Origin of the sequence: Ohtaekwangia koreensis (assembly GCF_900167975.1) — a bacterium.
GTDB lineage: Bacteria > Bacteroidota > Bacteroidia > Cytophagales > Cyclobacteriaceae > Ohtaekwangia > Ohtaekwangia koreensis.
The window spans coordinates 259881-280762 of sequence record NZ_FUZU01000005.1 but is presented as its reverse complement, the minus strand read 5'-3'; the positions used below and the strand labels follow the sequence as shown (position 1 = coordinate 280762).

General features: G+C 42.1%; 12 protein-coding genes. 7 read left to right on the top strand and 5 right to left on the bottom strand.

Features of this window, described 5'->3' with window-relative positions:
- Positions 1–190 precede the first annotated feature (190 nt).
- A complete protein-coding gene (locus B5Y40_RS28350; protein ID WP_079690276.1) occupies positions 191–1804 on the bottom strand; it encodes a DUF6377 domain-containing protein in 1614 nt (537 codons plus the stop codon).
- A 143-nt stretch (positions 1805–1947) separates the two neighbouring features.
- Between B5Y40_RS28350 and B5Y40_RS28345 the strand changes: the two genes are divergently transcribed.
- Both B5Y40_RS28345 and B5Y40_RS28340 read left to right on the top strand, forming a co-directional pair.
- Complete coding sequence (locus tag B5Y40_RS28345) at positions 1948–2193, top strand: hypothetical protein (RefSeq protein WP_079690275.1); 246 nt, start codon at positions 1948–1950, stop codon at positions 2191–2193.
- Between the two features lie 17 nt (positions 2194–2210).
- Positions 2211–2426: a hypothetical protein gene (locus B5Y40_RS28340; protein WP_079690274.1), complete on the top strand. Its 216-nt coding sequence runs from the start codon at positions 2211–2213 to the stop codon at positions 2424–2426.
- A gap of 101 nt (positions 2427–2527) precedes the next feature.
- On the opposite strand, the gene B5Y40_RS28335 is transcribed toward B5Y40_RS28340, so the two are convergent.
- Positions 2528–5080: a DUF3857 domain-containing protein gene (locus B5Y40_RS28335; RefSeq protein ID WP_079690273.1), complete on the bottom strand. Its 2553-nt coding sequence runs from the start codon at positions 5078–5080 to the stop codon at positions 2528–2530.
- Positions 5081–5162: 82 nt separating this feature from the next.
- Entirely contained in the window at positions 5163–6290 is a 1128-nt protein-coding gene (locus tag B5Y40_RS28330) for an AI-2E family transporter (protein ID WP_079690272.1), read from the bottom strand.
- Positions 6291–6512: 222 nt separating this feature from the next.
- On the opposite strand from B5Y40_RS28330, the gene B5Y40_RS28325 reads away from it, so the two are divergent.
- Together B5Y40_RS28325 and tamL are read left to right on the top strand one after the other, a co-directional pair.
- On the top strand, positions 6513–11504 hold the full coding sequence (locus tag B5Y40_RS28325) for a translocation/assembly module TamB domain-containing protein (protein ID WP_079690271.1): 4992 nt from the start codon (positions 6513–6515) through the stop codon (positions 11502–11504).
- Positions 11488–13860 carry a translocation and assembly module lipoprotein TamL gene (gene tamL / locus B5Y40_RS28320; RefSeq protein WP_159453832.1) on the top strand — a complete coding sequence of 791 codons (2373 nt, stop codon included), beginning with the start codon at positions 11488–11490 and terminating at the stop codon, positions 13858–13860. The genes B5Y40_RS28325 and tamL overlap by 17 nt, the downstream gene beginning before the upstream one ends.
- 47 nt (positions 13861–13907) lie before the next feature.
- Here tamL and B5Y40_RS28315 read toward each other — a convergent pair whose 3' ends face one another.
- A complete protein-coding gene (locus B5Y40_RS28315; protein WP_079690269.1) occupies positions 13908–15935 on the bottom strand; it encodes a beta-L-arabinofuranosidase domain-containing protein in 2028 nt (675 codons plus the stop codon).
- A gap of 3 nt (positions 15936–15938) precedes the next feature.
- Complete coding sequence (locus tag B5Y40_RS28310) at positions 15939–18422, bottom strand: glutaminase family protein (RefSeq protein ID WP_079690268.1); 2484 nt, start codon at positions 18420–18422, stop codon at positions 15939–15941.
- Between the two features lie 404 nt (positions 18423–18826).
- Here B5Y40_RS28310 and B5Y40_RS28305 point away from each other — a divergent pair, with 404 nt between their 5' ends.
- The 3 genes from B5Y40_RS28305 (at position 18827) to rimK (ending at position 20815) form a co-directional block, all read left to right on the top strand.
- Positions 18827–19330: a DUF2911 domain-containing protein gene (locus B5Y40_RS28305; RefSeq protein WP_079690267.1), complete on the top strand. Its 504-nt coding sequence runs from the start codon at positions 18827–18829 to the stop codon at positions 19328–19330.
- A gap of 115 nt (positions 19331–19445) precedes the next feature.
- Positions 19446–19898, top strand: a complete 453-nt coding sequence (locus B5Y40_RS28300; protein WP_079690266.1) for an ATP-dependent zinc protease family protein — start codon at positions 19446–19448, stop codon at positions 19896–19898.
- Between the two features lie 8 nt (positions 19899–19906).
- On the top strand, positions 19907–20815 hold the full coding sequence (gene rimK / locus B5Y40_RS28295; protein WP_079690265.1) for a 30S ribosomal protein S6--L-glutamate ligase: 909 nt from the start codon (positions 19907–19909) through the stop codon (positions 20813–20815).
- Positions 20816–20882: the final 67 nt, after the last annotated feature.

Below are 20882 nucleotides of genomic sequence, written 5' to 3'. Positions count from 1 at the left end.
CACGTTAAACCAACCTGTACGCTAGGCTGCTATCGTTTGCAAAGCAAGCAGGTCTATGCCTGATGGAGAAGGAATCCAAAAAAAATGTAAATATTTTTCAGGGTATATAAAGATCAACGCCCTATATTTCAACTACTTGCCTATGCGCACAAGCAAAAAAAATATAAACGAATTGTGAACAAAAAGGTGATTAAAGCGCCCTAACCTCCATAATTTTTGATTCAAATTCATCGTTCGGCAAAATAGACTTGCTCTTGATGCGGGCTTTGTAATTGTAAATGGTGTGAATAGAGTAGTCGAGGATTTTCGCAATCTTCTCCGAGTCATGGATGCCCATCCGGATCAGTGCGAAGATGCGAAGCTCTGTGTTCAACAGCTGTCCTTCCTTCAGCACAATGCGGTCTTCTTCTTTAAAATACGAATTGAATGTGGTGACAAAATCCGGAAACAGCTTCAGGAAAACCTTGTCGAAGCTGATGTATAAATCTTCGCGTTCTTTTTTCAGGTTGATGTTATTCACAACATACCGGATGTCGTCATACTTCTTGGTCATCAACTTATTCTCGACCGCCTGCTTGAACGCCTGGATCTTTACCAGGTATTCTGAATTGATGTTGAAATAATAGCCGATATACTCTTCCTTGATTTTGTTTGCTTCCATCAAGTGATCGTTTACCTGCTGTAACAACACGTTTGCTCCCTGTAAATTCGTATTCGCTTTTTTGATGTTCTCGTCCGCTTCTTTCAATTTTTTAAACTGCCGGTAGATGATGACGGCAGAGGTGATCGTGATCGCTGAAAGTATAGTGATGACAATCGCGTAGGCAAACAACAACTTCCGCTGGCGTTCTGCGGTGTTGAGTTTATTTCCTTCTATGATCGGAAATATAGCCGCTATCTGAATCTTGCGATGACGCGCGCCATAAAAATTAGCATCGTCCAAGGCGACTTTCACATACTCGTAGGCATGCACGACATCGCCTTTTTTATACAGCAACTCTGCCAGGTTGAGGATGGCCAGCGTCTCTTTGGTCGATGAACGATTATCAGCTTTTGAAGCCTCAATCAACATATCGATCGCATCGTCTTCTCTGCCTATATTCAGATAAATAAAACCCAATGTACTGGCAGCGATAGCGAGTTCGCGATCCGTGAGATTGGATCGCGATAACACAAAGGCCAGGTCCTTGGTTGCTGTTTCAAAGTCTTTCATCCGAACATGCTTCATGGCCTGTAGCGCAAAATAATTTGTTGATGTTTTTTTGCATAACAGCAAAGCAGAATCTACATACTGATTTCCCAATATAGTATAGCGTTCCGTAAAGTACTGATCACGGTTAAAATCCACGAGGTCGTAATAGGTTCTTGCTATAGCCGCATAGAATTCGATCTTCATGCTATCCGATAAATTTTTTACCTGTATAGAATGTAGCGTGTCCAGTGCTTCATTAAACATACCGGAGGAGAGCAGTATAAATCCTAACTTTACCTTTGCGGAAGCAATCTTGGACGGATCTTTACTTTGATATGCTTCGTCCTGTAACTTTCGTCCATAGGTAAAAGCAGAATCATATATAAATGTTTTATACTCTTCGTATAGGCCGAGGTATAGATCGTAGCGTTCAGAAGCGCGTGCCTGTTTAAGCACTGCCTTTAACCGATCGATCCGTATATTCTTTTCACGAACATAACTGTCTCTCCGCTCAATGATATCATCGAGCTCACGCAACAGTTTATCGGTATGCGAATCTGCAAAAACAAAAACAGCTGAAAGCAAAAAAACTCCTACAAATGCCAGACGCATAATCACAGGTTGAGTACAGGGTACAAGCCATTAAAATACAAATTTTAAGCTGGCTATTCTCCGGGAGTTATACGCACGGTTGTTAACCATTTCTTCGCGGGCAGAATTTTTTAAAAGATACTTTCACACTTATCCAACATCGTATGGAAGCTACTGCAACACGAACTGCAAAGAGCCCGAGAAAGAAAGTCGTTTCGCCTTCCAACCAAACGGCCAAAAAAGGGAAACCGAAAAGGATCTGGCCGAAAGCTATGATCAATTTAAAAATTTCGAAGGCCACCAGTATACCGGGACGAAAGTCGGGCGAAGCCATGAAGTGGTATTATGACAAAGGCGAATGGAAAGAGAAAAATAGAGCACCACCGCTGCTACGCAACGCAAGAGGTTAATACAATTTTTACAGGACGTGATCAAAGATCTTCAAAAAGACCCTATACCATTGGAGATCGAATACAAAGGTAAATCGTATAAAGGAGAGGCTATGCCCATTACACAAACTTGCTATAACGGCGTATGCACCAAAATGAACGTAACCCTCAATGACAAATATGTAGTCACTCTTCGTTACCTGAAGAGTGGCTGGAAGATGAGCGGATCAGAAGTTTATCAATGCTATTGGTAAAGCAATTCTCGCATGGTATAGTTTATGATATATATACCAGTTCGCTTATCCTTGCCAAATATATACATATACTTATAATATTTCAGGTCTATGACGATACCTTACTCGGATATTGCGCCTGCATTTCCGGTATTTGAACGTTCAACGAATGTTTCGCGAACACGTACAGATGTATTGAAGTAAGGCACCCAGATGGCTGTCATAATCAGACTTCTGAAAACCTCCTTAAAGGCATCATTTCTTTCATTGGCATCTACCATATAGTACCATGCTACAAAGCCATCCAATACTACCATCGCGAGGTTGAGACAATAAAATATAATAATGAGTTTGGGTAGCGATGATCTTCTTTCGAAGAAGAGAACAATCAGTAATGCTGAAAAAATAGTATTCATTACATTGTAAACAAGCTCTATAAACATAACGAATAACAGCCCGAAGCTTTCTGTCTGCACAAGGTTGGACCATATTTTCTGTTCAAAAAATTCCGCAGTTGTCATTAAACCATAGAGTGTTTTCAAAGGAGTGAACACAAGACCAATGGCGACAAGAATGAGCCATCCACCAATTGGCTGGCCGGTAGCCCACGGCAATTCTGGTTCCGGATCAAATTGATGATAAAGCCTTAGAGCAAACCACGCTGAAGCAGCCAACGTTATAAATGATACGATGATCGCAAACCAGCATGTTCCATCTGCGCTTGATACACTGTTGGTACTTGCTGTACTATATAGCAGACTATAGGAAAGATTGCTCATCATTACACCATGGTCATCAATAAACTTCGTCAACGCATGTACCGGTATATGATCACTTTTTGTTTTATATAAAGTCTGAAGGATCAGCACATGGTCATGATCATCGTATGACACATAGTAATCGTACTTGTAGTATGGCGTTTCTATATTCTTATTGTCGGGAGTAATCGTCCATGTTTCCGGTAAGTTCACGCGTATAGTATGCTCGTATGTTAACGGATATGTAATCCGATAAGGAATCTTGCGTGACGATGACTTGGAAACACTAAAATATGTTTCCAAGGTTTGCCCATAAAAGTTGCAGTATATTTTTTGAGAATCGGCTTCCTGTGGTTTCCAAAACGCGGTAACTTTATACTTCTCTTCTATTGTAAGTATACTTTCCTGCCGGTTATCTCTCATATGCACAGTATCTTCTACCTGTATATCCGGGTATTGATTTGCATAAAAAGTAACATACCCCTTTTGAATGGCATCTATACTCTTGCTTGCAAATTCACTCCTCTGGATGTCTGCCTCAATGCCTTTATAGGTTGTCTGTACAGTAAGTATAGCTTCGCCACCTACTTTGTTCAGATCAAATGTCTGCTCTTCTACAATAGAAGATGGAGCAGGATCGGGCAACTCCAGCAGGTCTTTTGAGGCTTCCGAAACAACGAGTCCCTGTCCATAAGGAGGAAAATAGTTATTCGTGAGCATACCACCCTGGTTATTTATAGTTGGATCTACAAAGAAAGATTTTCCACCGTGAGTGATTTGTACAACACAATGATTAAAAACAGTATTGGAAGGAAGCCTTTCGGAAGTATGACTCCTCAAACTCGTATTTACCAGCATCGGGTATGCTTCTATATCATACAAGTTCAGCATGGTGCTTAGTAAAAGAGACTTATCCTTACAATCTCCAAACCGTTGATCGAAGACCTGCACCGGTGCATGAGGTTTATGTGAATTTAATCCTGCTTCAAATCCCAGGTATCGCACTTCATCCTGTACAAAACGGATAGCGTGCAACAGAATATCTTCTTCCTTCACACCTTTAAACAACTCGTCCAGTTTCTTTTTCAGTGCCAGCCGTTCTGCATCACGAATGGCAAATTGTTTAACAGCCCACGATGAAACTTCACGCCAGTTCTTAAAATCACTGATCAACACATGACGATACGGATCATACCAGTCTGGCTCATTATTTTCATATGTAATTCCGTTAACACGATGAAGCGACCAATTATATTCAACGGAAGATCCGTACGTCTTTATCTCGGGCTTTACCTCACCGTTATTATACTTGGTATATATCTCTTTCGTTGCCGGAAAAATAATGCGCTGTTTAAAGTCTTCGTATGGAACAGAGAAATCAAAACTGATCTTGCACGCATAGTGTCCTTCAAATACTGGGTTATATCCTCGAATGGAGTATGTATACTCTACAACGTCACCGACACGAACATCCTGGAGATTTACAATGGCTGAGAATGATCCATCATATAGATAGCGATCCATACTCTCCTCGCGTTGAATGGTGCGAATACCGGAAGATGTAAGTTTGTCAATTATTTTTCCATCACGATGTATAACGAGTTGGTGGAATGTCAGCTTCTGAAAAGACGGATCAAAATTTACCGTAATGTCCGCCATTTCCTGTATACCTTCATTCGTCAGTAATCTATAGGCGTAATGCCGATACTCACATTGCTTTTGTACATCTTCCTGAGCATCTATTAATAGATAATAATAAGCCGCTGCGTTTTTAGCATCCGGTTTCGCGTGAAGATCTGGTTTATATACTGTAACCCATTCTGGTATAGGCTTTATTAATACATGTTGGGCTTGAATGAAGATTGGAATAAGTAGCATGGTTGCCACAACGATCTTGCTACAGGAAAGCGTTCTCATCAGGTTAGGATTAAAGCAGCCCGAAAGGTAGCAAGTTTACCGTTATGGATGATAAGAAGAGAGGCTAATTATCTTTTAAAACTCAAGAATTAACAGATCTTTTCCTGGAGCTTGTATTCTTGGTTTTACCCAATTTTTCCATAATCCACATCTTGATTTTTGAAGGCTTTTTCGCATCGGGATCACCGATAATATAGCCTAGTGGTTTCAGTGGTTCAACGTGATCGAATATAATTTTAGCTATACCCAGAACCGGGATGAAGAGGATCATACCTGCAACGCCCCAGATTAAACCGCCTACTAAAATGGTAAGTATAGATGCCTGGGCACTCAACGCCACTTCGCCTCCCACAACATTAGGTTCTATAAAGTAATTATCCATCGCTTGTATAAAGATGATGACACCGGCAACGCCAAGTGCAGGTCGAAATGAATCTTCCGTGATCAACGCCATCATAAAAGGAAACATGCCGCCAAGTGTAGAACCTACGTATGGTATAACCGTTAACAACGCTGCTACACCTGCAAGCAATATTGCATTCTTCACACCAACAATTAACAACCCGATGGAATATAAAAACCATAATATCATGATAGAGGTAGCACGACCAGTAAGGTATTTTTGAGCGACCACTGTAATCTCTCCCACGACTTTTTTTATTTTCCCCGGCTCCTCATCTTTATATAGCTTCAGTATAAATTGCTCATACCGCTCTTTGTTGTATAGAAATAAAAAGGTGAACACTAATGTAAGCAGCAAGCCTGCAATAGTGCTGGTAAGACCCGCTACAAGTTTACCGGCATACGAACCTGCAGATTTACCAAACGATTTGATCTGTTCCTTTACAATAACAATTTGCCTTTCAGGCTCTACACCAAATGTACTCTCGACAAACTCCTGCGCCTGGGAAAGTAAATCGTCAGCCTTCTTCTCTATAGTTGCAAACTCATCGGCAAACGATGAAATCTCGGCAATGACAATGAGAAGCATACCAGATAATACAATGAGCAAAATGAAAATGCATACAAACGATGATACGCCCCGATGTGCTCCCCATTTGTCCAGGCGTCTGCAAATGGGAGCCATCAACATGGCTAGCATGGCAGCAAATACGATTGGTATTAAAACAACTTTACCATAGAGCAGTACGATCACTAACAGTATCGCTAATAAAAGGTATTGATTGACACGGCTGGCGATTTCTTTCATGGTTAATTTTATTCACGAAGTGTTGGCTGACTTGTTCAGAAACTTTCATTTCAGTCATTTCCATCTCATTCGAAAAAATCAATCCCACTGATTGTTCACATTTGTGGAAATACTTCACAGGTCGCAGCCTTTTTCATTACCAAATAGTGAGGAAAGTTGTCCGCAATTCGTAAATCGCAAGTGGCATAATTTTATTCTATTGTTTGAACGGAACGCGGTAAAATGAATTCGGTTTGGAAGCCCAAAAAAATTTTCGTCAAGATTGCAAAGGTGGTAGGGTGGATTATCCTTTCCATTGTATTGCTGTTGATAACTATCTCCCTGGTTATACAGATACCGGCCGTACAAAATAGAATTGTACAAGAGGCAGTCTCTTTTCTCAAAAACAAAATAGGCACTGAAGTCCGGCTTGCACATGTAGGCTTATCATTTCCGAAAAAAGTTGTGCTGGAAGGACTATACCTTGAAGACCAGAAAAAAGATACGCTGCTATACCTCGGGAAGCTGGCTATTGATACCGACCTCTGGGGACTAACACAAAAACAAATTGAACTGAACGATGTCCAAATCGATACACTATATGGCAACATCAGCCGTAAGTCACTCGACAGTACGTTTAACTTCAGCTATATCATTAACGCATTTGCAGGGACTGACACGGTAACAACACCTGTAGATACCACTGCAACACCGTGGGAGTTTTCAATTGAAGATGTCGGGCTTACACAAACAGAACTTACATTTTACGATTCACTTGAAAAAAACGACATCAGGCTAAATGTTGGCGAACTTGAAGTCAGTATGGACGAGTTCGATCTTGCTCAATCCATCTATCGCGTAGATGAAATTCTTTTATCCAACGTTGCGGCTACTGTAATACAACGTCCCGCTATAAAAGCTGACAGCAGTGTAACGGCATCAAACGATTCTACAGTTCTTCCATTTACCATCGGCGTGAATACGGTACGGTTACAATCCATTATAGCATCCTATACCAATCATACTACACGTCAGGTTATCGACCTGAACTTAACAGAAGCCAAACTCGATGCAGATGAAATCGATCTTCAGAAGCAGATCATCCGGCTCGATGAATTCACGTTGACAAAAACGAACATTGTATACCACCAAATGGCTTTCAGTAAAGCCGCTGCCCCCGTTAAGGAACCTGCATCACCAAACACAAGTGCTCCCACAAAGCCGTGGACTATATCTCTGGACGAATTAAACCTGGCAGACAACAGTATTCAGTATTATGATTTTAATAAACCGGTGGTAAACGGTGCTTTGGACTTTAATCATCTGTGGCTTACGCGATGGATGATTCAGGCGGAAGATCTAAAACTGGAGGGCTCAAAAATTTCAGGCGTGTTGAAAGACCTGGCGCTGCAGGATAAAAGTGGTTTTACAATCTCTTCTTTCAAAACTGATTTCGCTTTGACCGATGATGCCGTTCGTGTTGAAGATTTCAGTTTCAATACACCGAACAGTACAATCAACCTCGAAGCGAAGGCAACCTTTCCATCCTTTGCTACGCTTGCAGAACAATACCCGGAAGCATCAATTGATTTAGCCATTGCACCTTCCTCTTTGTCCATGCGGGATATACTATATCTCGCCCCTGCGATCATGGACAGTATACCGCTCACGCTGTCAAAAGATACGCGTGTGGATATGGAGACTTCATGCTCCGGCAAAGTAAAGGATCTCAACATTCAGCAACTCACTGTACGAACGTTGACACAAACCACGCTTCAGGCGAATGGTACGATTAAGGGCCTTCCGGATTTTCAACATGCTGTTCTGGATATAGCATTACAGAAATTTTATACATCCTCACGGGATATAAACAGCATTCTACCTGATACAATGCTTCCAAAATCAATCGCACTTCCCCAGTGGATCAATCTCGCAGGCTCTGTGAAAGGCACTCCAAATGCTCCTGCTACCAAAGCCACGCTTACCAGTAATATAGGGAGTATAGATATACTAGCTGATCTGAACTTTGATAGCACTGCTGCCGAAAATTATGATGCTAAAGTGAAGATCAAGAAATTTCATGTAGGCAAATTATTGAAGCAGGAACAAACGATGGGAACGATTGACCTGGATGCTTCTGCGAAAGGTGCCGGGTTTACAATAGAAGATATAGATGCCGCCGTGAAACTCGTCATGCATGAATTTACCTATAATAAGTATAGCTACCGCGACTTCATTGTTAATGGTAACTTAAAAAAATATTTTTTCTCGGGAGATGCGCAGCTGCATGATAAAAATCTAGACTTTAAACTGGAAGGCGACCTGGATTATCATGAAGATATACCACGTTACGATTTCACATTTGATTTACTAAACGTTGATTTCAAAGCACTCAATCTTTCGCAGCGAGCGTTGCGTGCTCGTGGTACTGTAGATGTCAAACTTGCTACTTCAGATTTTCAGGTGATCAACGGCAACCTGAGTATTCGCAAAGTAGCGGTGTTCAACGGTACTAAACTATATGCCGTGGATTCACTGTTGTTTGCTTCCATCGACCAGAAAGGACAAAGCGAAATCACCATTCAATCAGATATACTCTCAGGCGATTTCAAAGGCAACATCAACATCTTTACCTTACCGGAAGCATTAAAGCGTCACATCAATCAATACTTCACCTTGCATGATTCTACTTTTAAAAAACCGGCTGGTCCGCAGAATTTTAATTTCAACCTCGTCATAAAAAATACTGATCTGCTTACAGAAGTTCTTATACCCGACCTTGAGCCTTTTGTGCCCGGTGAAATTGCAGGCGAATTCGATAGCGAACAACACCGGCTGTGGCTCTCCATGAAAGTTGCAAAAATAAAGTATGCGGGTCTGTCAATGGATTCTATCGGATTGAAAGTTATTTCAGATGAGCAATCACTGGACTATACCTTCCTGGTCCAAAAAATAAACTTCGATACCCTGCGCATGGAAGCCCTGAAGCTTTCAGGCAACATCATGAACGATTCCATTTACTCACGCTTTGTTGTTTATGATTCGACACAGCAAGAGAAGTATATGTTGGGCGGTGTCTTTAACAGCTATGAGGATGCATTTCAATTCCGGTTTTTACGAAACCAGGTCGTGTTAAACTATGAAGCCTGGACAACGCCCCTCTATAATACACTGCGTTTCACCAGCAACGGCATGACGCCTAATAACTTCTATATATCGAAAGGCCAGGAGCGGATTCTGCTATTGAAACGCGAAGACCGTGACACTACGATGACGGTGGTTTTCAATGAAGTTGATCTTAAAAATATTACAAGCCTCATTGAAGGCACTACACCTATCGCGGGCACGATAGACGGTGATCTAAATATAGGGGTTGCCAAACAAGGTTCTTTTAACTCTACACTATATATACGGGACCTTGCCATTCTTGAGCAGCCGTGGGGCGACCTCGCGCTCGCGCTTGGAAAAACTTCAACCGGTCCGTTTAATATAGACTTAAGAATTGATGGAACGAACATGGAATTACTCGCGGCAGGGTATATAACTTCAAATGAACCGAAGCCGCAAATTCACTTTACGACTACGTTAACCAAACTGGACCTTGCTGCAATCGAACCGCTTACTATGAAGCAGGTAAAAAATATGAAAGGTCAGCTCGTAGGCGAGGTCAAAATTGAAGGCTATACGGACGATCCTGAAATTGATGGTATATTAACTTTTAAGAATGCGGAGCTCACTCCTACCATCGTTGGTAGTAAATTTTTATTGGAGGATGAAAGCATTCGCCTAACAGGCTCCGGCCTCACGCTGAATAAATTTAAAATCAAGGATGAGCAAAATAATATAGCGCTCATTGATGGCTCGGTGAAAACAAACGCATTCAAGTCTTTTGATCTGGCCCTTACATTTAACGCTGATAACTTTCAACTTATCAATACAAAAGAAGGCGACAACGAACTTTTCTACGGTGACGTACGTATCAACACGCGTGCGCGCATAACCGGTACTTCCGATTTTCCAAAAGTTGAAGTGAATGCAAGCCTCAGTAAAGGAAGTGAGTTTACCTATGTAGTACCCGAAACACAGAAAACTATATTGGAGCAGGAAGGCATCGTACGGTTTGTAGATCGCGATGCTGTGAAAGATCCATTCCTGGCATCGACCCAACCGAAGGATACTATATCTTCCAAGTTTACAGGCATCGATCTTTCCGCAAATATAGAGCTGAATGGTGAAGAAACTTTCAACATTGTTATAGACCCTATAACAGGGGACAAGCTTTCGGTAAAAGGAAATTCTACGCTTACGCTCGATATAGATGAAACCGGTGATATGCAATTATCCGGACGCTATGAAATCACAGAAGGTTCTTATAACCTTTCATTTTACAAATTGGTAAAACGTCAGTTTTCCATTGAGAAAGGTAGTACGATCACCTGGTCTGGAAATATGCTGCAGCCTGAGATGAATATCCGTGCGCTGTTCAAAGTGGAGACCTCCCCTATCGATCTTGTTGCCAATCAGTCAACGGCAAGCACGCAGGACATGAACCCTTATAAACAGCGGTTGCCCTTCCTGGTATATCTGATCATTGAGGGAAATTTACTGACACCTGATATTAGTTTTCAATTGGACATGCCGCAGGATAAACAAAATGCTTTTGGCGGAAGTATATATGCAAAGATAAAAGATATAAATACACGCGAGTCGGACCTGAACAAACAGGTATTTGCATTGTTGATACTGAAGCGATTTATCTCCGACAATCCATTTGATAGTCAGGGCGGATCGGATGTAGCCAGCACTGCACGCACGAGTGTGAGTAAGATTCTGACAGATCAGTTGAACCGTCTTTCCGAAAATATAAAAGGCGTTCAGTTGACGTTTGATGTGAAGTCATACGAAGACTATACCACTGGTACAGCAGAAGGGCAAACCGAACTACAGCTGGGTGTTTCAAAGTCGTTAATGAATGACAGGCTCATTGTAAAAGTCGCGGGCAACGTAGATGTGGAAGGTAACACATCGAACCAACGTTCATTTGAAGATTACATAGGAGACCTTGCGCTTGAGTATAAACTTACTGAAGATGGACGACTCCGCATCACGGGTTTCCGCAACAGTAATTATGACATGATTGATGGGGAATTGACTGAGACCGGTGCTGGTTTCATATATATAAAAGATTACGATGCATTCCGGGAATTATTTAAAGCCAATGCAAAGCAGAACTGATATCTACAGAAAGTATCCATCATCGTTCGTGATCTATAGTATAGTGTTCACGATCATGCTGCTGACTTCCTGTACAGCTACAAAATATCTAAAGGAAGGTGAATCATTCTATAACGGTGCGAATATAAACTTCGAAACACCACAGGGACGTGTGGGCAGAAAAAAGATATTGGCGAAAGAACTTCATACCTATATTAATCCGAAGCCCAATAGCAGGTTTTTTGCTGCGCGTCCTGGTGTTTGGCTATATTTTGTAGCGGGTACTCCTAAAAAGAAAAAGGGAGGACTTCGGAATTTTCTAAAGCATAAATTAGGACAGCCTCCTGTACTACTCTCGGAAGCAACGCCAAGTCGCACTGCTAAGTTATTGGAAGGTCAGCTAAATAATGAAGGATACTTTAGATCTACGGTTACTGAAGAAGTAATCACAAAAGGTAAAAACAGCAAAGTAAATTACAACGTAACACTATACCGGCCGTACCGCATTCGCAGCATTCAATATCCACAGGTAAAGGACAGTGTATATGCATCGATCATCAAGTCGCTTCAGGAAGAGTCGCTGCTCGATACCGGAAGGAGATATGATCTTGAACGGATGCAAGCCGAACAAGTGAGGATAGAAGAAGAAGTAGAGAACTTTGGATTTTATTATTTCGATGACCGTTACCTGGTATTTGAAGCGGATAGTACCGTTGGCAAACGTAAGGTAGACTTAACGCTTAAACTGGAAGAAGATATACCGGCACGTGCGCGAAAAATATTTCACCTCGACCAGGTAAATGTATATCCAAACTACTCCTTGTCTACGGACAGTGTTCAGGCACGACCAGATACTACCCGTATAAATGGTTATAACTATATAGATAACAAACACTTTTTTCGCCCGGAGATCATTACTGATGTTATCAATTTAAAAAAAGGCAATATCTATAGTCGCGAAGCGCAAGAGCTCACGTTGAGTCACTTGATGGGACTGGGTGCTTTCAAATTTGTAAACGTTAAATTCTCTGAATCGCCCCGCAAGGATTCTGCGATGCTAAATGCAGATATATACCTCACTCCGTTAAAGAAGAAATCGCTTCGTGCAGAAATTCAAGCGGTGTCGAAATCGAACAACTTTGTAGGACCGGGTATAGCATTCACATTTACAAACCGAAATTTTTTACGAGGCGCGGAATTGTTTCAATTGAAACTCAATACATCATACGAAGTACAGATCAGTAACCAGACCTCAGGAGCACTGAATTCATTTGAAGCCGGATTGGAATCAAGTCTCACCGTACCACGGTTCATATCACCAATCCACATAGACTATACCTCAAGAAAATATTTACCCAAAACACAATTCAAGCTCGCCCTCAATTTTCAAAATCGCGTAAGCTTTTTCCGGATCAGTTCGTTCAATGCTGCCTATGGGTATACATGGAAAGAAAGTATTGCCAAATCGCACGAGTTCTTCCCGATCGACCTGACCTTTATTAAAACCGATAAAAAGTCAGCAGAATTTGAAAAACGATTAAATGAAAACCCGGTATTATCCAATTCTTTCGAAGATCAATTTATACTCGGCACCCGCTATTCGTATACTATCAACACGCAACTCACAGAAGACAAAGCACAACAATATGAAGAACGCCAATACCGTAAACATAACTTTTATTTCAATGGTACTATAGATGTAGCTGGCAACCTGCTCAACAGTGTACAACGCGCGATCAAGAACACTGAAGACAGTGTCTACAAGATTTTAAACTTACCATATTCACAATATGTACGCGGAGATGTAGACTTTCGCTACTATTGGGCAATGGACGAGCATAACAAGATTGCATCTCGCATTATTGTAGGAACGGGGTATGCCTATGGCAATTCTACAACCATGCCTTATATTAAGCAATTTGCTATTGGAGGTTCGAACAGTATACGCGCTTTTCCCGCACGTTCCATTGGTCCGGGTACATACGATGTACTCCGGGAACAATCTTCTGATACTGTACGCTTCATTGACCAGCGGGGCGATATTAAACTTGAAGGGAACCTGGAGTATAGATTCGATCTGATCAAATCCCTGAAGGGCGCTATATTTATAGACGCTGGTAATATCTGGTTATTGAAAAAAGATGACCAGGAGAGACCGGGCGGTGTATTTGACAAAGATACTTTTCTCAATCAACTAGCAGTAGGCACAGGTGCAGGGCTTCGTTTCGATTTCAGTTTTTTTGTACTCCGTGTTGATGTTGCTTTCCCGTTGCGCAGGCCTGCCGAAGGCTGGGTAGCACGTGATATTGATTTTGGAAGCCCTTCCTGGAGAGGTGACAATATTGTATTTAATATCGCCATCGGTTATCCGTTCTAAAATAGTATCTCTGAAAGTATAGATATACCTTCAGAGATACGGCATAATTACTTCACCACCGGAAATGCCACGATCCGTACCTTCGTACATCCATACGGAATCAGTGAAATTGTCTCAACGTCTTTACCTACCTCACCCTGGTATACATTAGAACGGTTTGTTACCGGCTGATGCGCCACACCATCGACTGCTTTCCAATTTGGAATCCTGCGAGCAGGTGCGGTTATCGTGATTGGCGCATTCTTCTGATTCCAGACAAAAGATTCAGGCATCGGCTTCGCAACAACGCTATAATGTTCTACAGGTTTCTTAACGCCTTCTTCAGTTAACCCGTAATTCCAAGGGCCAACCGGATATATACTGAAGTAGTCACCTTCTGTTGGCTCGTTGCCTTTCTCCCACCGTTCTTCCAGCTTCAGCGCATATACCAGCGGGCCACGTTCTATGGCACGCGAGTTCTTCGCCCAGGTAGAAGTTGTTACCTCCATGGGAAAATGAAGGGTAAGTATATCTTTATCTTTCCACGTTCTCTCTATGGTAATGATCTGTCCGCCTTTCTCAGAACGAAGCTTCTGACCATTGACTGAAATCCCGGCTTCCTTGCACCAACCCGGGATTCGAAATTGCAACGGCACGGCTACAGCATTTTTAGTTGCGAACTTAAAACTGACTACATCATCGAACGGATAGTTTGTCACCTCGGTAATCCTAATATCCTGCCCTTTTACTTTTGTCTTTAATTCACACGGACTATATTCTAATGCAGCGAGCGCACCCGCTGGAGTAGTATACCATAGATGGGTTGCAAATTTTGTCCAGCCCTGGTGCATGTTTGCTGTACAGCATGTGTAGCCGCTCCGCAGGCCAAATACGTTATTCATGCCGCGATCGAATGGCAATGAAAAATCAAATACACCGCGTGATACCTGTACCTGATTTGCAATCTGGAAGTATTGCTTGTTGTTATAGTCGTCTGTTGTTTGCGTGGGCAGCGCATTAAACGTCATGCGCTCCAGTGCATCCATATAGTGTATATCACCGGTTATGGCAACAATCTTTTCGAGGGAGTACATGGATTCAACAATCGCACAAAGTTCAACGCCTTGTGTTGGATCGTTTCCGTGAAGATCTTCATCCCCTGAAAATATACCCATGGGCAAACCGTGCAGCAGCATCAAATCATTCCAGCCTGTTTTGAGTTGCCTGAGATATAGTGAATCACCTGTGCGCTGATAGTTCACAGCCGGTGATTTAAGTGCCATCCCTATATTTACCGCATGACGCGTCATCCAGTTCTGATCCGTTTGATTGGCGGCAGCATGCATCACCCAGTCTCGATTACCAAACCATGTACTCCAGGTAAACGCCTGCGATTCGATAAGCCCAGCCAGTTCCAATAATGCTTTATCCTTGGTAATGGTATATAGCCACTGAATTACCAGTTCATTTTCTGCACCCCGTGAAGTTGCCCATTCGGTCCATTTACCAATGGGGCATGTCTTCAACGTTTTCATCTGATACTTAAAATAATTGGTCATGAACGTAATGACCCGCAGATCGTTGGTGGCTTCATAATACTGTTGAAGTACTTTCAGCATAACCATCTTGGGCCACCAGTCTTCACCCGATTCACAATGGTCAGTTGTGATATGTATACCTTTCTCACGTTCGTCTTTGGTGAGCGGACCAAAATATCCTGAGGGTCGTTGCGTTCTTAATGTCCAATCTATATACTTCAGCACTTTTGCTTTCAGCACAGCATCGTCCAGTAAATATGCCAATGGCACAGCGCCATCGAGCCAATACGGAGTTTCCTCCCAGCCATCACCTTTGCCACCAAGCCAACCATTGTCCCTGGCAATCTTGGGATGAACCTCATCCAGGTGTCCTGTTGATCCGTTGCGCATGATCTGCAGTTGCTGCAAAAGCCAGCCCCGCGGTTTTATACTTCCCAACGGAAGTTCCTGGTAAACATCCGGTACAAAAGTATATAGTTCCTCTTCCACTTTGAAAGACTGGAACGAGGTTAATACCACTATACCTAAAACCAGCAATGCTACTCGTAGTATATACATTGGTTATTCCAGTAATTTTATGAAATAACCTCCTACTACACTTCGAGCCTGAAAGCCTACTTGTTTCCCATCTGTGGTTTCATGCCAGTCGCAGAGTGGAACCCGCGTTGGTGTTTCGGTCGCAAATTTATAGATAGGCTTTATCAGCGCCTCGAAATCTTTCTGATCTTTCGCTAATGTAGCCGTCCATACAATCCAATCTGATTTCGTATAGGACTTACGACTATCGAGCGGTAATCCGAAAGCGTTTTGCTTCGTGATATAGTATTTAATCTCTGTGTCATATACTTCCTGTGGGAATAAATTCAAGCCTAGTAATTTATCCCACACCAAATTATACTTCTGACTCCACGTTCCCGGTTTCTCAAACGCCAATGTATAGTGATCACCGTCTTTCGCAATCGCCACCCACTTCTGTGCATATTCTTTTGCTATAGCTTTGTACTTTGTGGCCACATCTTTCTCACCTAATTTTTCAGCGAGCATCGCATAGGCTCCAATGCCTACAATTGCTTTCATGGAAAGATTCACATTGCGCGCCAGGTGTCCGGCAAAATCATCTGTGCATAATTGGTTAGCCGGATCAAATCCATCCTTCTCCAGAAATTGAACCCACTGTGTCAGCGTCTTCCAATGTTGTTTTGCATACGTTGTATTACCTTCTGCTTTAGCAATGGCTGCGGTGAGGATAATCATATTACCGGATTCCTCCACCGGCATGTCTTCACCATACACTTGCGCATTCGCTATCGGATATGTCCCTAAATCGTGCGCTGCCCAAGGCTTTGTCCATTTACCGCTCTCGCTATAGTAGAAGATTCCATTCAACATTCCTTTTAACAAATCAGGATTATATACCAGGAACAACGGAGCGGAAGGATACGTAACATCTACAGTATTAATACAACCATTACTATAGTTCTCTTTGGAGAGAAACAGAATTTCTCCCTCAGGGCTCTTCACAAGTTTATGTGCAGCAATTGCCTGGCGATAGGCAAGCGCACAAAGTTTGGCATACTCCTCACCCCCTGCTTTGGATGCACGGGTATATACTTCACCATCGAAAGCATTACATTTCCCGATAACCGAGTTATAGTCTGTAAGTGCTTGTGTGAGCTGTTTTTCTATAGTCTGCGATTCGTCTTGTTTCCACCACGGCTTCAGGTTCTTGTTAAAGTATTGAACCGCATAAACATCATCATACCCGATCATGAATACTTGTTCTTTCACTTCGCTCCCAACATTGCCTAATGATACCGCAGTATTCAACGAAAGGCTTTTGCCCAAAGCTATATCCTTAACCGCTGAAGACGTCTTGGAAGCAAACTGTGTTGCACCCTCCGCAGTAGGCGTAATGCTTTGCCGCGCATTCACAGTCTTGGGAACCGCTATATATACATATCCCCAGTCAATGCGCAGGTCATCGCCCTTCTTGGCTAACACAGGCTGTTCAGTTGTTCCTGCCTTTAAGATTGTGAGTTTATCCGTTGCATATTTTTGTGCTTTTACTTCCTGTGCCGGAACATTTACCGCGAGCGCTGTTGACGCTCCGAAATATACTTCGACAGCATGCTGCGCTCCGTCATTGGATTTTACCGCATACGATATATAGGTCACAGGCCGTGCTAACAAATTCAGATCGCTCATCAGCAATGGTGACGTGAACGTAAGCGCTACATCTGCCTTGCCGCACCTAAATTCATACTTCGTTTGGGTAGCGGTAACATATACATGTTTCTGTACCGCTGGCAGTATATTTATATCCTTCTTTTCCGGCAGTTCATTTACCATACCTGCGTCCAGCCACGCACCACCGGCCGTATTCTCAACATGTATAGTGAGTATATTTTTACCTTTCTTCAGGAGTTTTTTGGACGCTTCATCCAAGGGAAAATATTGAAATTTGCTAAGCCATCCTGCATAGCTATATATTTGTTTTCCATTGAGATATACTTCAGCATTATCATCGTGCTGGAGCTTCAGAAACAAGTTATTGAAATCAAGCTGGTCTAATGTAAATGTTCTGCGTACCCAAATGTTTTTCGAGAGCCACATGGTTTTCGATACCCTTTGGTCATCTCCGTAGGGAGCTTTCCCTGTTTTCCATGCGCTGTCATTGAAATCGGCATTCATCCAGTTTTCGGCAGGCGCGGTTTCAGTATATTTACTTTCATACGCTACTTCATCGGAAGCAGGCAAAACCGTTTGAAAAACTTTCTCCTTCGTACCCAATATCCGGTAGGTTGTTCCATCTACTTTTACCAAACCTGTGATAGATTGATCAGAGCCAGTCCAGTGTTTGGTTGGTGATTCATTCAGTTTATCTGAAAATGACCAGACACTAAAATAAGGATCATGTGTTATCAGTGGATAGGCCGGAGCTTTCTCGATCTGTGCCCGCACTGATACTGAAATTGAAAAAAAGAACAGGATTAACGTCAGTCTTCGATGAAAAGAAAAATGGTGTGATAAAAATTGTAGGGTCATGGGTATTTAATGATAGTTGTATGTATAGTGAATGTGAAGTCATTTATAGTATGTTGTATAGACCCGCACTTTCCCCTATTGCCTAAAAAAATTCAAATATTTTTTTAAGATTGATTTCGATTCCAGCACACGGGCACGAGTATGACTAACAGAATGCAGGTTGTGGACGATAAACGTTGAATAAACCGCTGGTCGCTTTATCTAAAAGTAGAAGTGAAATACAAAAACCAAAAACCGCTTATAAATTAAAATTTGTTAAAGGCATCGACTTAAGAAACTTTTGTTTACGCATCGCGTTGTAAAAGAAGTTTACAGGTAATATTAAATATTGTACTAGTGCCTCCGGCTATCGGGGGCACTTTTGCGTATACCTGAGATTTACTAAATTCAAACCAAAACAAGCCATGAAAAGAATCGCATTCTTAACACTCGCATTCGCAACCATGATCACGTGGTCGTTTGCGCAAGACAAGCCTGCTAGTCCCAAAGCAGAAACTTCAGGAAAAGTTGGTGCTGCCACTGTTAAAATTGTTTACTGCCAACCTTCTGCAAGAGGCCGTAAAGTTGTAGGCGGACTTGTTCCTTACGGAGAAGTATGGAGAACAGGAGCCAACGAAGCCACAACGATTGAATTTGACAAGCCTGTAAAAATCGAAGGAAAAGATTTAGCTGCCGGTAAATATGCACTCTTTACTATACCTGGTGAAAATGAGTGGACGGTAATTTTCAACAGCGATAGCAAACAGTGGGGCGCTTATAATTATAAAGACAAAGATGATGTGCTGCGTGTAAATGTAAAACCTACTAAAACGCCTGCTGCAGTAGAAACTTTTAACATTGCAGTTGTAAAAGATGAAGTGGTATTAAAGTGGGAAAACACAGCCGTTGCCTTCAAGGTTAAAGGCTAATAATTACACTTCTAAAAAATATTATAGCGAATTAAAGGTGCCACTGCCATATTGCAGTGGCACAACTTTTTTAAACACATTCAGGCTATTATATTTCAGCCAGCAACCATCTGTCATGCAAAAGATTCTTGGCCGCTACGACCGCGTTGACCTTCCCGAGCTTGGCTTGAATAACATCCATGCTAAAATTGATACCGGTGCCTATACTTCCAGTTTACATTGCCACCGTGCAGAAATCAATAATGGTGTACTGGAATTTATATTGCTGGATGAAGAACATCCGGAATTTACAGGCATGAAATTTACATGCTCTGATTTCCAAATAAGGAACATTAAAAATTCTTTTGGGGAAGTTGAGCGGAGATTTGTGATTGTTACAACGTTAAAAATTTTTAACGAAGAAATAACGACAGAATTCTCGCTCAGCAACAGAGGTTCACTTAAATTTCCGATCTTAATAGGACGAAAAATCTTGCGCGACCGTTTTATCATTGACGTAAAAAAGAGAAACCTTTCTTATCTGGAAAAACGCAAACTGCAACGTGCCTTAAAACAAAACAGAGGTTAGACGATCGTATGAACATTGCTATATTATCACGCAATCCAAAATTATATTCGACTCTTCGTATAAAAGAAGCCGGTGAAGCACGTGGTCACACCGTAGAAATTATTGATCACATGAAGTGTGTGCTGTTCATCGAAAAGAAAAATCCGGTGGTGCTATACCAGGGACGCAAGCTTGATTATTTTGATGCCATTATACCACGTATCGGTGCATCGGTAACATTTTATGGAGCTGCAGTAGTACGTCAGTTCGAAATGATGAAAGTCTTTTCTGCTGTCGAGTCACAAGCCTTGATACGCTCACGCGATAAACTTAGAAGTCTGCAAATACTTTCACGCGCAGGACTCGGATTACCGAAAACTATATTTATGGATTACTCAGCAGATGCTGAAGATTCGATCGATGCGGTTGGCGGTGCTCCGGTAATTATCAAGTTGCTGGAAGGAACACAAGGCCTTGGCGTTGTTCTTGCGGAAAATAAAAAAGCTGCACAATCAGTGATCGAAGCGTTTCATGGTGTACATGCCCGCATCATTATACAAGAGTTTGTAAAAGAAGCGAAAGGTGCCGACATCAGAGCATTCGTTGTTGAAGGTGAAGTTGTAGGCGCCATGCGCAGACAAGCTAAAGATGGCGAGTTCCGCTCAAACCTCCACCGCGGTGGTGTAGCAGAAGTAATAAAGCTTAGCCGCACAGAAAAACATGCCGCAATCACGGCAGCAAAAAAAGTAGGACTAAGTATAGCAGGTGTCGATATGCTTCCCTCGAAACGCGGCCCCCTCATCATTGAGGTAAACTCTTCTCCTGGCCTCGAAGGAATAGAGGCCGCCACCAAAGTCGATATAGCAGGCAAAGTGATTCGCTTCGTTGAGAAGCACGCCATGAAGAAAAAAATCCAGAAGGATAAAGTAAATGCGTAGCCGTTTATCGATGAATTGTTAATCATTTCCCCGTATCACAATCAACGATTAACCGATAACTTTAGCA

Bases quoted from the DNA above. Each gene is read 5' to 3' on its own strand.
- B5Y40_RS28350 (WP_079690276.1), bottom strand. From the start codon at position 1,804: ATGCGTCTGGCATTTGTAGGAGTTTTTTTGCTTTCAGCTGTTTTTGTT.
- B5Y40_RS28345 (WP_079690275.1), top strand. From the start codon at position 1,948: ATGGAAGCTACTGCAACACGAACTGCAAAGAGCCCGAGAAAGAAAGTC.
- B5Y40_RS28335 (WP_079690273.1), bottom strand. From the start codon at position 5,080: ATGAGAACGCTTTCCTGTAGCAAGATCGTTGTGGCAACCATGCTACTT.
- B5Y40_RS28330 (WP_079690272.1), bottom strand. From the start codon at position 6,290: ATGAAAGAAATCGCCAGCCGTGTCAATCAATACCTTTTATTAGCGATA.
- B5Y40_RS28325 (WP_079690271.1), top strand. From the start codon at position 6,513: ATGAATTCGGTTTGGAAGCCCAAAAAAATTTTCGTCAAGATTGCAAAG.
- tamL (WP_159453832.1), top strand. From the start codon at position 11,488: ATGCAAAGCAGAACTGATATCTACAGAAAGTATCCATCATCGTTCGTG.
- B5Y40_RS28315 (WP_079690269.1), bottom strand. From the start codon at position 15,935: ATGTATATACTACGAGTAGCATTGCTGGTTTTAGGTATAGTGGTATTA.
- B5Y40_RS28310 (WP_079690268.1), bottom strand. From the start codon at position 18,422: ATGACCCTACAATTTTTATCACACCATTTTTCTTTTCATCGAAGACTG.
- B5Y40_RS28305 (WP_079690267.1), top strand. From the start codon at position 18,827: ATGAAAAGAATCGCATTCTTAACACTCGCATTCGCAACCATGATCACG.
- B5Y40_RS28300 (WP_079690266.1), top strand. From the start codon at position 19,446: ATGCAAAAGATTCTTGGCCGCTACGACCGCGTTGACCTTCCCGAGCTT.
- rimK (WP_079690265.1), top strand. From the start codon at position 19,907: ATGAACATTGCTATATTATCACGCAATCCAAAATTATATTCGACTCTT.